This window comes from Achromobacter sp. DH1f, assembly GCF_000633435.1.
Lineage (GTDB): Bacteria > Pseudomonadota > Gammaproteobacteria > Burkholderiales > Burkholderiaceae_B > Achromobacter > Achromobacter deleyi.
Genome location: NZ_AYMF01000026.1, coordinates 167,774 through 182,768, shown reverse-complemented (window position 1 = coordinate 182,768; position 14,995 = coordinate 167,774). Strand labels below are relative to the sequence as shown.

Below are 14,995 nucleotides of genomic sequence, written 5' to 3'. Positions count from 1 at the left end.
ACCCTATAAAACCAAGGAAAAACGCCATGCAAGCCCTTGCGGCCATGCCTTTGAACGTCGCGGCGGGGATACGCGTCGTCCTGACGGACATCGACGACACGCTGACCACCGACGGCCGCCTGCCGGCCGACGCCTACGCCGCGCTCGAGCGCCTGGAACAGGCCGGCATCCAGGTGGTGCCCATCACCGGCCGCCCGGCCGGCTGGTGCGACCACATCGCCCGCATGTGGCCGGTGCGCGCCGTGGTCGGCGAAAACGGCGCGTTCTACTACGCCTACGACCGCCAGGCCCGCCGCATGACCACCCACTACTGGACCGACGCGGCCTCGCGCCAGGCCAGCCGCAAGCAGCTGGACGCCATCCGCGACCGCGTGCTGGCCGACGTGCCCGGCGCGGCCGTGGCCAGCGACCAGGACTACCGCGTGGCCGACCTGGCCATCGATTTCTGCGAAGACGTGCCCGCCCTGCCCGAGGCCGACATCGGCCGCATCGTCCAGATCTTCCAGGACGCCGGGGCCCAGGCCAAGGTCAGTTCCATCCACGTCAACGGCTGGTTCGGCGACTACGACAAGCTGACCATGACCCGCACCCTGTTCCAGCGCGAATTCGGCCTGGACGTGGCCAGCGTGCTGGACAGCACCCTGTTCATCGGCGACTCGCCCAACGACGAACCCATGTTCGCGTTCTTCCCGGTGTCGGTCGGCGTGGCCAACATCCAGTCGCAACTGCACCGCCTGACGCACCGGCCCGCCTATGTGGCCGCCTTCCATGGCGGCGGCGGCTTCAAGGAAATGGCCGACCGCCTGCTGGCCGCCCGCGCCCCGCGCGCCCTGTCGGCATAAGGCGCACCGTGGCCACTGCCAAGACCCCCGCCCCGGCCGCCAACGACGGCCGCCGCAGCATCCAGTCCATCGAAGTGGGCGTGCCGCTGTTGGCCGCGCTGGTCGACGCGGCCAAGCCGCTGACCCTGCGCGACCTGGCCGCCGGCGCCGGCATGACGTCGGCCAAGGCCCACCCCTACCTGGTCAGCTTCATCCGCGTCGGCCTGGTGCAGCAGGACAGCATCACCGGCCAGTACGAGCTGGGGCCCTTCGCCCTGCAGATGGGCCTGGTCAGCCTGCAACGGCTGGACCCGGTGCGCATCGCCATGCCCGAGATCGCCAAGCTGCAATCCGAGATCGGCCACACCCTGGGCATCGCGGTGCTGGGCTCGCACGGCCCCACCATGATCCACATGACCGAGGCCAGCTACCCGGTGCACGTGAACATGCGCAAGGGCACGGTCATGTCCATGCTGCATACGGCCACCGGCCTGGTGTTCGCGGCCTGGCTGCCGCCCAAGGTCAGCGAGCACTATATTGCCCGCGAAGAGGGCGACACGGCGGTCATCGCCAGCGTGCCGCCCCCGCGCAAGGCCAGCCGCGCCAATATCGATGCGCAACTGGCCGACATCCGCGTGCACGGCATGGCCCGCGCCCTGGGCAACCCGCTGCCCGGCGTGGACGCCCTGTCGGTGCCCGTGTTCGACAACACCGGCAACATCGTGCTGGCGCTGACCAGCCTGGGCCCCACCGGCCTGTTCGACGTGTCCTGGGACGGCGCCATCGCCCGCCCCCTGCTGGCCTGCGCCCACGAAATCTCGCGCAAGCTCGGCTACCGGGCCTGATCCGCCGCACCGCAAGCCAAGCGGGCCCCATTCGGGCCCGCTTTTTTTCGCGCAAAAACGAACGCATAGCGAACAAAACGAACAAAACCCGAAAAGAAAGGCAGGGACTTTCCCAAGTGTGCTCGGCGCACTCGTATGTTTGAATTCAGTTACTAGTCATATTCATACCCATAAGAGGAGACATACGATGCGCGCTTTGCGTCTACTGCAAGCGGCCTCGCTGGCCGCGTTCGCTTTCGGGGCGTCCGCCGCCCAGGCCGCCGACACCTGCCCCAACCGGGGCGACCTCGACCAGATGTACTGCGACGCCGACAAGAACCTGGTGGCCGACACGCCCACCGACCCGGCCAAGCTGAAGACGCCGTCCACGCTCGTCTTCACCTACACCCCGGTCGAAGACCCGGCCGTGTATGAAGACATCTTCAAGCCGTTCACCAAGCACCTGTCCGAATGCACCGGCAAGCGCGTCGTGTTCTATCAGGTGCAGAGCAACGCCGCCGAAATCGAAGCCATGCGCTCGGGCCGCCTGCACGTGGGCGGCTTTTCCACCGGCCCCACCGCCTTCGCCGTGAACATCGCCGGCGCCGTGCCGTTCGCCGTCAAGGGCTACGCCGACGGCTTCCAGGGCTACAACCTGATCGTCATCGTCAAGAAAGACAGCCCCTACCAGAAGCTGACCGACCTGAAGGGCAAGAAGCTGGCGCACACCGCGCCGTCGTCCAATTCGGGCCACATGGCGCCCGTGGCGCTGTTCCCCAAGGAAGGCCTGACGCCCGACAAGGACTACAAGGTGGTCTTCTCCGGCAAGCACGACCAGTCCGTCATGGGCGTCAATTCCGGCGACTACGACGCTGCCGCCGTTGCCTCGGACGTGTTCAAGCGCATGATCGAACGCGGCCAGGTCAAGGAAGCCGATTTCCGCGTCATCTACAAGAGCGAGAAATTCCCCACCTCGTCGTTCGCCTACGCGCATGACCTGGAGCCGAAGTTCCGCGACCAGATGCTCAAGTGCTTCTACGACTACCGCTTCCCGGCCGAGATGTCCAAGGCCTTCGACGGCGCCGACCGCTTCTACCCGGTGACCTACGAGAAGGACTGGGCCATCGTGCGCCAGGTCGCCGAATCCGGTGGCGAAAGCTTCAACCGCGCCGCCTACGACCGCGAATCCGCCAAGAGCAAGAAGTAATCAGCATGACGACGTCGCTACGCATTTCCGGCCTGGTCAAGGAATACCGGGCCGGCCGGCCGGTACTGAACGGCATCGACCTGCAGATCGCAGGCCAGGGCCTCACCGCCATCATCGGGCCGTCCGGCACCGGCAAGAGCACGCTCTTGCGCTGCATCAACCGGCTGATCGAGCCGACCCGCGGCGAAATCGTGCTGGAAGCCGGCGATGGCGCCGTCGATCTCGCCCGGGTGCGCGGCGCGTCGCTGCGCCGCGCCCGCCGGCGCATCGGCATGGTGTTCCAGGAATACAACCTGGTCGAACGCCTGACCGTCATGGAAAACCTGCTGACCGGGCGGCTGGGCTACACCAGCGCCTTCAAGGCCTGGACCCGCCGCTTCGAAGCCGAAGACATCGAACACGCCTATTCGTTGCTGGACACCGTGGGCCTGGCCGGCTTTGCCGACCAGCGCGCCGACGCCCTGTCCGGCGGCCAGCGCCAGCGCGTGGGCATCGCCCGCGCCCTGATGCAACGCCCGCAACTGCTGCTGGCCGACGAACCCACCTCGTCGCTCGACCCCAAGACCTCGGTCGAAATCATGGAGCTGCTGGCCGCCCAGGGCAATGCCACCGGCATCCCCGTCATCGTCAACATCCACGACGTCGAACTGGCGCGCCGCTACGCCAGCCGCATCGTCGGCATGTCCGGCGGCCACGTCGTCTACGACGGCGACGGCCACGGCCTGGATGCCGCCATGCTCAAGACCATCTACGGAGGCGAGTCTTGGCTGGAATAACGCATCCCCGGGGCCCGCGCCCCTTCGCCATGTCCGGCCGCGCGAAAGCCGGCCTGCTCTTGCTGGTGCTCTACACCGTCTACGCCGCGGCCCAGCTGGACTTCAGCTGGAGCCGCTTCGAATCCGGCATGGGCCACGCGTCCACCTTCCTGGCGCGCATGTTCCCGCCCAACTTCGAAAAGCCCGCCACCCTGTGGAAGGGCATCGCCGAAAGCCTGGAAATCGCCGTGCTCGCCTCGGTGCTGGGCATCTTCCTGGCCCTGCCCGTCGGCCTGCTCGGCGCGCGCAACATGATGCCCGCCTGGGTCTCGTGGCCCGCGCGTTCGCTCGTCGCCCTGTGCCGCGCGCTGCACCCCGTCATCGTCGCCATCCTGTTCGTCAAGGCCGTCGGTTTCGGCGCCCTGGCCGGCATCCTGGCCCTGACCGTCGCCTCCGTCGGCTTCATCGGCAAACTCTTCACCGAAGCCATCGAGGAAATCTCGCTCAAGCAGGTCGAAGCCGTGCGCGCCACCGGCGCCTCGTTCGCCAACGTCATCGTCTTCGGCGTCCTGCCGCAGGTGTTCGCCCGCTTCATCGGCTTTGCCACCTACCAGTTCGACTCCAACCTGCGCAACTCCACCATGGTCGGCATCGTCGGCGCAGGCGGCGTGGGCGGCACGCTGTTCTCGGCGTTCCAGCGCTTTGACTACGACTTCGTCAGCGCCATCCTGCTCACCCTCATCGCCATCATCATGCTGGGCGAAATCCTGGCCGGCTTCGTGCGCGCCGTCTTCCTGGACAACCTGGGCTTTGACCGCATCCTGCAAAGCCGCTTCGCCGGCGCCCGCGGCATCGGCTCCAGCCAGCCCAAGGCCGCCAAGCCCGTCGTCAACAAGGCGGAGGCAGACCAATGAACGCCCACGCCCCCACCTTGCGCGACACCGCCGCCCCGCGCGTCTGGCAACGCTACAGCCTGGGCCAGCGCCTCTTGCGCTTCGCCCTCTACCTGCTCGTCGTCGCCGCCATCGTCCAGGCCATCCGCGGCGTCGAAGTCATCCCCGAGTTCCTCTACGACGCCCCCGAACAGATGGCCGACCTGTTCCAGCGCATGTGGCCGGTCGACTGGGCCTACTACCCCGGCGGCGTCCACAACGCCCTGGTAGAGACCCTGCACATCGCCACCCTGGGCACCATCCTGTCCGTCTTCATGGCCGTCCCCGTCGGCCTGCTCGCGGCCAACAACCTCACCCCCAGCAAAACCATCAACATGCTGGCCCGGCTCATCCTCGTCTCCAGCCGCTCGGTCAACTCGCTGGTCTGGGCCCTGCTCTTCATCGCCATCTTCGGCCCCGGCGCCCTGGCCGGCACGCTCGCCATCGCGTTCCGCTCCATCGGCTTCGTCGGCAAGCTCGTCGGCGAAGCCATCGAAGAAGCCCAACGCGGCCCTATCGAAGCCGTCACCGCCACCGGCGCCAGCAAGGCCTCGGTCATCTGGTACGCCTACTGGCCCCAGATCCGCCCCGCCTTCTGGTCCATCGTGCTGCTGCGCTGGGACATCAACGTCCGCGAATCCGCCGTCCTCGGCCTGGTCGGCGCCGGCGGCATCGGCATGGCCCTGGACACCGCACTGAACCTCTTCCAATGGGACCGCGTCGCCCTGGTCCTGGCCGCCATCTTCGTGGTGGTGGTGCTGGCCGAAGTGATCATCACCCAAGCCCGCAAACGCATCCTGTAACCCATACAGCGCGCCAAGAACGTTCCTTTGCACCGCCCGGAAACGGGCGGTTTTTTTTGCGCAGTTTCAAACGCAGTTCATCACGCCTGCCCGCAAGCGCGCAGCGTCATCCCACGACGCAAGACACCGCGTAAGCCTCGCAAGGCCGCCCGCGCGGCCGGCGCGAGGCGGGCCCCGCAACCCCCTCCACCCCAAAGAAGCCGTCAACAAAACGCCAAGCACACAATCCTCCCCAGGGACCGAGGCGAATCACCGTCAAGAGCGCGTGGCGGGGCAGGCGGGTGAGGGCGGGGCGTGTAGATTGCGCCCGGCGGAATCCGAAGGAACCGCCGAAGGCGGTGACGAGGATGAGCACGGGGAAGTCCGGAGCGAAGGCTCCGGACCGCAATCGTAGCCCCGCCCTCACCCGCCTGCCCCGCCACGCGCGGCTCAAGAACTCAACAACACCGCCCCCCCTTGTTGACGCACCGCAACCCCGTCTAAGCTCAATGTGAACAAAATATGACCCGTCATCAAAAACACCCCTCCGATTGACTAAGATCTCGGCTTTTGCCGTCGGACACCCCCGCCATGTCGGAACAGGAATTGAAGCTGCACGTGCCCACGGCGTCCCGCCAGGCCGTGCTTCGAGAGGTCAAGCAACGTGAAGCGACCCGCATCCGCTTGCACGCCATGTACTTCGACACTCCCGAGCGCGAACTCGCCCGGGCCCGCATCGCCATCCGCCTGCGCCAGGAAGGCCGCGACTGGGTCCAGACCCTCAAGATGCCCGGCATCAACGCCATCACCCGCATCGAACTGAACCACCCCAGACCCGGCCCCGTCCTTGACCTGTCCGTCTACGCCGGCACCGAAGTCGAAGCCGCCCTGGCCGCCATCAAAGGCGAACTCGGCCTGCGCTACGAAACCGACGTCCAGCGCATGCTGCGCAAAGTCCGCACCCGCTACGGCACCGTCGAACTCGCCTACGACACCGGCATCCTGCGCGCCGGCGCGCTTGAACTGCCCATCTCCGAACTCGAATTCGAACTCGTCTCCGGCCGCCCCGCCGCCATCTTCTCCGTCGCCCGCGGCTGGCAGCAGCGCCACGCCCTCGTCCTCGACCCCCGCAGCAAATCCGAACGCGGCGATGCCCTCGCCCAGCTCGCCCAGCGCCTGGCCGACGTCGACGCCATTCCCGGCGACGACCTCGAAGCCCGCCGCGCCCGCGCCATCGCCCTCTTCTGGGCCCCGCGCAACGCCGCCGCCGTCAAGCTGCGCGAAGACATGACCGCGCCGCAAGCCATGGGCCGCATCGCCGCCGAATGCCTTGACCAGATCGCCCGCAACGCCGCCGTGCTGGCCGAAGTCGACACCGAAGGCGTCTACCGTGCCGGCAACTCCGAACACGTGCACCAGTTGCGCGTCGGCATCCGCCGCCTGCGCTCCGGCTGGAAACTGTTCGACGGCTGGATCGCCCCCGTGCCCGACGCCCTGCTGCAAGGCGTGCGCGCGCACTTCGCCGCCTTCGGCGCCAACCGCGACCAGGACGTCCTGAACGAAACCGTCGCCCCCGCGCTGATGCGCGCCGGCATGCCCGTCATTCCCATGGAAGCCGCGCCGCCCGAACAGGACGCCCGCGCCATCGCCGGCGGCAAGGCCTTCCAGGCCTGGCTGCTCGACCTGCTGGAATGGAGCCTGGACGTGCCCCCCGCCGTCCCCCTGGCCGACGGCATCCCCGTCGCCAATGGCGTGCCCAGCGACGCTGCGCCCGAGCCGGCCATCCGCCTGCAAGGCGGCGTTGCCGGCCCCAGCGTCAAACCCACCATCATCCCCATGCTGGCCCCCGAGCCGGACCCGCAGCAGCTGCACAAACAGCTTGCCCGGCGCCTGCACCGCTGGCATAGCAAGGTGGCCGACCAGGGCACCCAGTTCGCTGCGCTGGACATTCCCACCCGCCACGAACTGCGCAAGCGCGGCAAGCGCCTGCGCTACAGCCTGGCCTTCGCCGAATCGCTGTTGCCCGCTTCCAAGCTACGCGGCTATCGCAAGCTGCTGTCGCGCGTGCAGGACATCCTGGGCGAAATCAACGACCTGGCCGTCGCCAAGGACTACTACGAAGCGTGTACGGTCACGCACCCGCAAGCCTGGTTCGCGCTGGGCTGGATCAGCGCACGCCTGGAAGAACTGGCCGTCGATGCGCAAAAGGCCTTCGACGACCTGGCGGGCAGCAAGCCTTTCTGGAAGTAGCGCCAAAAACACCGCGCCCCACGTATCCGGCATCGGACACGTGGGGCGCGTTTTCTTGTGCCGCCAGGCTCGGCGGCATCCCGATCGATCAGTCGGCCAGCAAGGCCCCGGCGAATTCATCCGCCACGAACGGCTGCAGGTCTTCCAGGCTTTCGCCCACGCCGATCCAGTACACCGGAATCGGGCGCACGCCCTGGCTGCCCGCCGCCACCGCCGCCAACGTGCCGCCCTTGGCGGTACCGTCCAGCTTGGTCACGACCAGGCCCGTCAGGTTGATGGCCGCATCGAACGCACGGATCTGCGCCAACGCGTTCTGGCCGGTATTGCCGTCCACCACCAGCAGCACTTCGTGCGGCGCGGCGGCGTCGGCCTTGCCGATCACCCGGCGGATCTTCTTCAGTTCTTCCATCAGGTGCAGTTGGGTCGGCAAACGGCCCGCCGTATCCACCATCACCACGCCCATGCCGCGCGCGCGGCCGGCATTGACCGCATCGAACGCCACGGCGGCCGGGTCGCCGCCATCCTGCGAGATCACGGTGACGTTGTTGCGGCTGCCCCATTCGATCAATTGCTCGCGGGCAGCGGCGCGGAAGGTATCGCCCGCGGCCAGCAGCACGCTCGCGCCCTGGCGCTGGAACGTGTGCGCCAGCTTGCCGATCGACGTGGTCTTGCCGGCGCCGTTCACGCCCGCGATCATCACCACCAACGTCTTGGCCTGCTTCAGGTCGAACGCACGCTCAAGCGGACGCAGGTGGTCGGCCAGCAGTTGGCGCAGCGCCGCCTTGACCTTGGCCGGGTCTTCGATGCGCTCTTTCTTGACCCGCGCACGCAGCGCGGTCAGCAGCTTCTCGGTGGCCTCCAGCCCGGCATCGGCCATAATGAGCGCCGATTCGAGTTCCTCGAACAGGTTCTCGTCGACCTTGACGCCGACGAAAATGCCGCCAATGCTTTGACCGGTGCGCGACAAGCCTTGCTTCAGGCGCGACAGCCACGACGCCTTCTTGGGCGCGGCTTCGGGTTCGGGTTGCGGTGCCACCGCTGCGGACGGCGCGCTGACCGGCGCGGCCGCCACCTGCGGCGGCACGATGGCGGGCTGAGGCGCAGGCACAGGCGGTGCGACCGCTGCGGGCGCGGCAGTGACGGGTTCGGCAATCACCGGCGCAGCCGAGGGCGGCGCCACGGGGGCCGGCGCTGCGGCAACTGGCGTCACCGGTGCGGCAGCAGCCGGTTGCGGCGCAGGTGCAGGCACAAACGCCTGCGCGGCAGGCGGCTGCGATACCGAAGCGGGTTGCGGTTGCGGCACGCTGGCTGGCGCCGGTGCGGGCACCGACGCGGCCGGCACCGGCAGCGTCAGTTCAGGCGGCGCGGCAGGCGAGAATTCGCGGACCGCAGCGGGGGATTCGACGGGAGTGGCGGGCGCCTCGGCGCCGGCTTGCGGGCCGGGCGCGGTGTCCACGCCCTCTGGCGGCGGCGCGGGCTGGGCCGGCGCGGCGGGCGGAGGGGATTTTTTCTTGAAGAAGCGGCTAAACATGGGTAACAAGTATATTCGTATCGTCGGGGGCCAATACCGGCGCACCCCTATCGTCGTGCCCGACGTGGAGACGCTCCGCCCAACCCCCGACCGGGTGCGGGAAACGCTGTTCAACTGGCTCAATCACCTGTGGGGCGGCGAATTCGCCGACAAGCAGGTGCTGGACTTGTTCGCCGGCAGCGGCGCCCTGGGGTTCGAAGCCGCCTCGCGCGGCGTGGCGCACGTGCAGATGGTCGAACGGGACAAGACCGCCGCGTCCGCGCTGCGGACACTACGCGACAAGCTCAAAGCCGACATGATACGCATCCATGTGGGCGATGCGATGCAGGTCGCCGAAAGAATGGATGCGTCCCGATTTGACCTCATTCTTCTGGATCCGCCCTTCGGACAAGGCTGGCTGCCGCGCCTGTGGCCGATCCTGCCCGGCATCCTGGCCGAGGACGGACTGGTCTACATCGAGGCCGAAACCGCCATCGACGCCCCCGACGGATTCGAGATATTGCGCCAGGACAAGGCCGGGGCGGTCCACTACCATCTCCTGAAATTTGCTGCATTGCGCAAATAGATCAATAATCCGAGCTTCGGAGGATGGTGTACACCACTAATAACGGTACGGAGCTCGCATGATCATCGCTGTTTACCCCGGCACTTTCGACCCGCTGACCAGAGGCCACGAAGACCTGGTTCGCCGTGCCGCCACGCTTTTCGACAAAGTCGTGGTCGGTATCGCCCATAGCCGCAACAAGAAGCCTTTCTTCAGCATCGACGAACGCGTGGACATCGCGCGCGAAGTGCTGGGCCACTATCCCAACGTGGAAGTGCAAAGCTTCGGCGGCCTGCTCAAGGACTTCGTGCGCGACCAGGGCGGGCGCGTCATCGTGCGCGGCCTGCGCGCCGTGTCCGACTTCGAATACGAATTCCAGATGGCCGGCATGAACCGCCACCTGCTGCCCGACGTCGAAACCCTGTTCATGACGCCGTCGGACCAATACCAGTTCATCTCGGGCACCATCGTGCGCGAAATCGCCCAGTTGGGCGGCGACGTCAGCAAGTTCGTGTTCCCCTCGGTCGAACGCTGGCTGCAGGAAAAAGCCAAGGAACGCCGCGAACAGTCCTGGCCGGGCTGATCCTGCGGGCTCCCCCGCCGCCGAATCCCCCCGAAGAGCGCCCTGTGCGCTCTTCTTGCACTTTGGCGCCCGGCCATGCCCACCCGGCTAATGGCAGGACGGCGCCAGGGACTTGTCCGGGCGCCCTGGCGGGCCGGCAGTACAATGGCGGCGCCCCAGCCTGAATTCCCCTGCCCCGCCCATCATGGCTCTGACCATCACCGAAGAATGCATCAATTGCGACGTTTGCGAGCCCCAGTGCCCGAACGACGCAATTTCCATGGGCGAGGACTACTACGTCATCGACCCTGACCGCTGCACGGAATGCGTCGGCCACCACGACGAGCCCCAGTGCAAGGTGGTCTGCCCGGTGGAATGCATCGAGCTGCATCCGCAATGGAAAGAAGGCCAGGAACAACTCATGGCCAAGTACCGCCGCCTGACCGGTGCCGCATGAGCGACACCGCACAGCCCAGCTTCAATCCCCCCGACTCCCGCCCCAACGCCCGCCGCGACCTTTCCGCCTCGGCCATCGCCGCCGGCCTGGTCGCCGTGCTGGTGAGCTTTGGCGGCACCGCCGTGCTGATGGTGCAGGCCGGCCATGCCGCGGGCCTGGACGCCGCCCGCATCGGTTCCTGGATCGGATCGCTCAGCCTGGTGCTGGGGTTCGGCGGCGCGGCCTACAGCCTGCGTACGGGCCTGCCCATCGTCATGGCCTGGTCCACCCCGGGCGCCGCCCTGTTGGTCACCGCGCTGGCCGGCGTGCCCTTTCCTGAAGCCATCGGCGCCTTCGTGCTGGCGGCCGCCCTGACCCTGGCCTGTGGCCTGTTCGGCTGGATCGACCCCATCCTGCGCCGCATTCCCGGCGAGGTCGCCGCCGCCATGCTGGCCGGCGTGCTGCTCAATTTCGGCATGGGCGTCTTCACCAACATCAGCAAGCAGCCGGCGTTGGTGCTGGGCATGTGCGCCGCGTATCTGGTGTGCCGCCGCTGGGCACCGCGCTACGCCGTGCTGGTGGTGATGGTCGTGGCCGTCGGCATGGCGGCTGGCCTGGGCCTGCTGCAGGTCGACCAGCTTGACTGGCACCTCACCGAATTCGTCTGGACCACGCCCGTCTTCAGCATGCAGGCCGCGATCAGCCTGGGCATTCCGCTCTTCGTGGTCGCCATGGCGTCGCAGAACCTGCCCGGGCTGGCCATTCTGCAAGCGGCGGGCTATCGCCCCCCGGCCTCGCGCCTGGTCGCCGCCACGGGCTTCCTGGGCCTGCTGGCTGCCCCCTTCGGCGCCCATAGCGTCACGCTGGGCGCCATCAGCGCCGCCATCTGTACGGGCCCCGAGGCCCACGCCGATCCGTCCAAGCGCTACATCGCCGCCGCCACCTATGGCCTGGGTTACTTCGCGCTGAGCATCGTGGCCGGCGCGGTCGCCGTGTTCTTCCAGGCCCTGCCGGCCGCCCTGCTGGCCGCACTGGCCGGCCTGGCGCTGCTGGGCACGATCATGGGCGGCATGGCGGCCGCCATGGCCAACCCGCAACGGCGCGAAGCCGCGCTCATCACGCTGCTGGCCACGGCGTCCGGGTTCAGTTTCTGGGGAATCGGGTCGGCCTTCTGGGGCCTGGCCGCAGGCCTCGCGGCCCACACCGCCTTCGAGTACAAGCGCAAGCTGGCCGTGCCGTAACGGCAGGTCGGAAAACGGCAAGTCAGGAATGCGTCGCGCGGGTCCCCGCGGCGCTACCGGTTGTCAGGCCGGCCAGGCGGACACGGGCGTGTCCGGATGCACCTTCATGATGCGGCAGGGCACCTGCACGAAATTCGAGATCCAGGCGGCGGCAAGCTCGCCTTCGTCGACCACGTCGATGGTCTGTTCGCCCACTTTCATGCTGTAGCGCACGCTGTCGTCGTCTTCGATGACATCCAGTGGAATATCCATGCGCAGCATGCCCGGGGCGCGCAGCACCAGGTAACCCAGGCGCAATTCAACCGTCACGTCGGCCAGCCGCGGGCACAGCTCGCGGTTCAGCCACTGGCCCGAATCATTGGCCACCAGCCATTGCCGGTGGTAGGCGGCGGCCTCGGGCTGTGCCGTGTGGCCGCACTGGGCGATGGGCTGGAAGGCGTCGCTCATTTGCCGAGCAGGCCCTTGAGCGCCTTGTCGACCGCCGCACCGCCCTTGCCCTTGCCCGTCACGGCTTCACGCAACTTGTTTTCCAGGCTGCGCTTCAGAATGCCGCCGATGGCGTCCTTCCAGAGCAACGTATACGTGGGCTTGTCGAACGGGCCCTTCACGTGCACGGGAATGGTCACGTCCTTCAGGTCGATCAATTCCTTGCCTTCCGGGTCGGCGGCCGGGTTGACCACACGGGCGCGCGCCACCAGGTCCAGCTCTTCCTTGACGAAGTCGATGGTGGCCGGATCGCCTTGCGTCACCCGCAGCAGCGGCGACACGACGTTCAGGCGCTTCACGCTGGCCACGCCCTTGGTGAAGGCCAGGTCGGCGTCCATTTCCGAGAACTCGGTCTGCTTGCTGGTGTCGGCCGCCACGGTCTCGTCTTGCGACTCGGGCTTGAGCGCGGCCTTCAATTCGCGCAGGGTCTGCGTCAGGTTGATACCCTTGACCGCGCCATCGCGCAGGCGCACCTGCAACGTGCCGCCCAGGTTGCTCTTCATGGCGTAGCCGTTGGCGCCGCCGGTTTTCAGGTCCAGCGCCAGGCTGCCGGTGCCGGACAGCACATTCTTCTGCGCCAGGTCCATCAGCAGCGGTTCGATGGCGATGCCCGCCAGCGACATCTTCGTGGCCAGCTGGTTGCCCTGGGCCGCATCCACCGACATGGCGCCAGCCAGCTTGCCGCCGTACAGGCCCGCCGTGAGGCTGGAGATATCGAGCTTGCCGCGGTCCAGCTTGACGGCCGCGGCAACGTCGTCGGCCTTCAGGCCGCGCACCACCAGCTTGCCGACCTTGAGCGTGCCGTTCACGCTGGGGCCGACCAGGGCCGACAGGTTGATCGAGTCGTCCGCGGGCTTGGCCGGGGCCGGCTGGGCGGGCTTGTTTTCGTCTTTCTTGCCGTCGGCAGGCGGCTTGGCGGGCGCAGCCGCGACCGGCGGCACCAGCTTGTCCAGATCCAGCGTATCGACCGCCAGCGCGAAATTCACCTGCGGCGCGTCGCTCAGCTTGGTGATGTCGGCGCTGAGATCGAACTTGCCGCCTTCCAGCACGGCGTTGATCTTGCTGTTGGCCTGGTCTTTGAGCAGGTCGACATTCAGGCTGCCGATCACGGGAATCTGCAGGTTGCCCTTGGGCAGGCCCGGGTCGGTGATGCTGACGTCGCCGCGCAGGCCGGACAGGCCGCCCTTGCGCTGCAACAGGTTCAACGACAGCGGCGAGGCGAAGGTCAGCTTGACGATGCGTTCGCCGTTCTTGGACGTGCTGTCCAGCTTGGCTTCCTTGATGTCCAGTTCGGTCGCGTTGCCGCTGATGCCGTTCAGGCCGAAGGTCGCGTCCAGGCCGCTGATGCGCACGCGGCCGGTCAGGGCTTCGCCGGTGGCCTGCGTGGGCGAAATGTTCAATGCCGGTGCATCCACCGCGAATTCGAACGGGCCGTCGGCCACGCCGCCCTTGGCGCGCACGGCCAGCTTTTCGATCTGCAATTGGCTCTTGTGCGGGTCGATCGACAGCTTGGGCATCGCCACGCTGGCCTCGACACCGGTGGCGCGCGCGGCCGGATCGGTGATGTCGCCCTGGAAGACGAGTTCCAGCCCGGCCACATCCAGCGCCGACTTCTGGCCGTTGAACGCCAGGTTGCCGCGCATGGCCAGGCTCTTGGCCTCGGCGCCGGGCAGCTTGCCGTCCATGCGCAGGTCCAGCTTCTGGGCCGCATAGCGCTTGGCGGACGGGTCCAGCGTCAACAGCGCCTGGCCCGTCAGGTTGGCATCGATGCGCGGGTTGCCGCCTTCGACGCGGGCCGTCAGGCGCACATCGAACGGCTGGTTGAACGTCACGCGGCCGGTGTTGGCGTTGATCTTGGTGACCGCCACCGCCATGCCCGACATCTCGTCCTGCAGCAGCACTTCGCCGTCTTTCAGGTCCAGGCCGGCAATGTCGATCTGCATGTTGTTGCGCGCCGCCGGCGAGGTGCCATTGGTGAGCGCCTGCGCCGCAGTCTGGGCCGCGCCGGCAATGGCCTCGGCCGGATTGGCGGGCGTGGCGACCACCGGGGCCGTGCCGCCGACCAGATTGCTGAAATTGAACTGGCCGTCCTTGCCGCGCACCACCCGCGCCTTGAAACCGCTGATGGCCACGTGGTCCACCACGAAGCTGTTCGACAGCAGCGGCCACACGGCCACCGCCAGTCGGGTGCTTTCGATGGACGCGAAATTCTCGGTGCTATTGGCTTCGGACAGGGACACGCCCTGCACCGACAGGCCGATGCGCGGGAACAGCGACAGCTCGATTTCGCCGTCGATCGTCAGTGTGCGGTGATAGCGTTCCTGGACAAGCTCTTCGAGCTTGTACTTGTACGCGTTGGGGTCGAACGTCAGCAAAAAGATGGCCAGGCCAACGACGGCCACGACAACCAACACCACCAGGCCTATCAGAATGCGCTTGAACCACGTTTTCATTGCCGCCCCGTCGGACCCTCGACTGGTAATCCTTGAATGCCACCCGCCGCGCCGGGCGCGAAAGTGACGCTTTGCCGTGGCTTGCCGCCCGACATCCTGATCTGACCGTCTTGCATGGCATGCCGCCGCGTGCGCCGGGCTTGGGGCCGGGTCGCCTGAAATGGGGGATCT

Annotated in this window: 14 protein-coding genes; 11 read left to right on the top strand and 3 right to left on the bottom strand. The window is 67.4% G+C overall.

Annotated features, from left to right (window positions below; translation table 11 throughout):
* Positions 1-26: 26 nt before the first annotated feature.
* The 7 genes from U858_RS0122815 (at position 27) to U858_RS0122785 (ending at position 7,571) form a co-directional block, all read left to right on the top strand.
* A complete protein-coding gene (locus tag U858_RS0122815; protein WP_025139471.1) occupies positions 27-842 on the top strand; it encodes an HAD-IIB family hydrolase in 816 nt (271 codons plus the stop codon).
* Between the two features lie 8 nt (positions 843-850).
* The gene (locus tag U858_RS0122810) at positions 851-1,666 is read left to right on the top strand and encodes an IclR family transcriptional regulator (RefSeq protein ID WP_025139470.1); all 816 of its coding nucleotides are present in this window, start codon (positions 851-853) and stop codon (positions 1,664-1,666) included.
* A gap of 187 nt (positions 1,667-1,853) precedes the next feature.
* Complete coding sequence (gene phnD / locus U858_RS0122805; protein WP_025139469.1) at positions 1,854-2,852, top strand: phosphate/phosphite/phosphonate ABC transporter substrate-binding protein; 999 nt, start codon at positions 1,854-1,856, stop codon at positions 2,850-2,852.
* A gap of 5 nt (positions 2,853-2,857) precedes the next feature.
* Positions 2,858-3,628 (top strand): phosphonate ABC transporter ATP-binding protein, encoded by a 771-nt coding sequence (gene phnC / locus U858_RS0122800; protein ID WP_025139468.1) that lies wholly within the window; start codon positions 2,858-2,860, stop codon positions 3,626-3,628.
* A gap of 29 nt (positions 3,629-3,657) precedes the next feature.
* On the top strand, positions 3,658-4,521 hold the full coding sequence (gene phnE, locus U858_RS0122795; protein WP_051593660.1) for a phosphonate ABC transporter, permease protein PhnE: 864 nt from the start codon (positions 3,658-3,660) through the stop codon (positions 4,519-4,521).
* A complete protein-coding gene (gene phnE, locus U858_RS0122790) occupies positions 4,518-5,342 on the top strand; it encodes a phosphonate ABC transporter, permease protein PhnE (RefSeq protein WP_025139466.1) in 825 nt (274 codons plus the stop codon). The genes phnE (U858_RS0122795) and phnE (U858_RS0122790) overlap by 4 nt, the downstream gene beginning before the upstream one ends.
* Positions 5,343-5,912: 570 nt before the next feature.
* Positions 5,913-7,571, top strand: coding sequence for a CYTH and CHAD domain-containing protein (locus U858_RS0122785; protein ID WP_025139465.1), 1,659 nt, complete (start codon positions 5,913-5,915; stop codon positions 7,569-7,571).
* An 88-nt stretch (positions 7,572-7,659) separates the two neighbouring features.
* Here U858_RS0122785 and ftsY read toward each other — a convergent pair whose 3' ends face one another.
* Positions 7,660-8,820, bottom strand: coding sequence for a signal recognition particle-docking protein FtsY (ftsY, locus tag U858_RS0122780; RefSeq protein WP_369797712.1), 1,161 nt, complete (start codon positions 8,818-8,820; stop codon positions 7,660-7,662).
* A 280-nt stretch (positions 8,821-9,100) separates the two neighbouring features.
* Between ftsY and rsmD the strand changes: the two genes are divergently transcribed.
* From rsmD to U858_RS0122760, 4 genes are all read left to right on the top strand, one after another.
* The gene (gene rsmD, locus U858_RS0122775) at positions 9,101-9,667 is read left to right on the top strand and encodes a 16S rRNA (guanine(966)-N(2))-methyltransferase RsmD (protein ID WP_025139463.1); all 567 of its coding nucleotides are present in this window, start codon (positions 9,101-9,103) and stop codon (positions 9,665-9,667) included.
* Between the two features lie 58 nt (positions 9,668-9,725).
* Positions 9,726-10,229, top strand: a complete 504-nt coding sequence (gene coaD / locus U858_RS0122770) for a pantetheine-phosphate adenylyltransferase (RefSeq protein ID WP_006385942.1) — start codon at positions 9,726-9,728, stop codon at positions 10,227-10,229.
* A gap of 184 nt (positions 10,230-10,413) precedes the next feature.
* Entirely contained in the window at positions 10,414-10,665 is a 252-nt protein-coding gene (locus U858_RS0122765) for a YfhL family 4Fe-4S dicluster ferredoxin (RefSeq protein ID WP_006385941.1), read from the top strand.
* On the top strand, positions 10,662-11,885 hold the full coding sequence (locus tag U858_RS0122760; protein WP_025139462.1) for a benzoate/H(+) symporter BenE family transporter: 1,224 nt from the start codon (positions 10,662-10,664) through the stop codon (positions 11,883-11,885). The genes U858_RS0122765 and U858_RS0122760 overlap by 4 nt, the downstream gene beginning before the upstream one ends.
* Positions 11,886-11,948: 63 nt before the next feature.
* Here the strand turns inward: U858_RS0122760 and U858_RS0122755 are convergent, their stop codons facing one another.
* Both U858_RS0122755 and U858_RS0122750 read right to left on the bottom strand, forming a co-directional pair.
* Positions 11,949-12,332, bottom strand: coding sequence for an MOSC N-terminal beta barrel domain-containing protein (locus U858_RS0122755; protein WP_025139461.1), 384 nt, complete (start codon positions 12,330-12,332; stop codon positions 11,949-11,951).
* The gene (locus U858_RS0122750) at positions 12,329-14,824 is read right to left on the bottom strand and encodes an AsmA family protein (RefSeq protein WP_025139460.1); all 2,496 of its coding nucleotides are present in this window, start codon (positions 14,822-14,824) and stop codon (positions 12,329-12,331) included. Before U858_RS0122750 ends, U858_RS0122755 begins: the two co-directional genes overlap by 4 nt.
* Positions 14,825-14,995 lie beyond the last annotated feature (171 nt).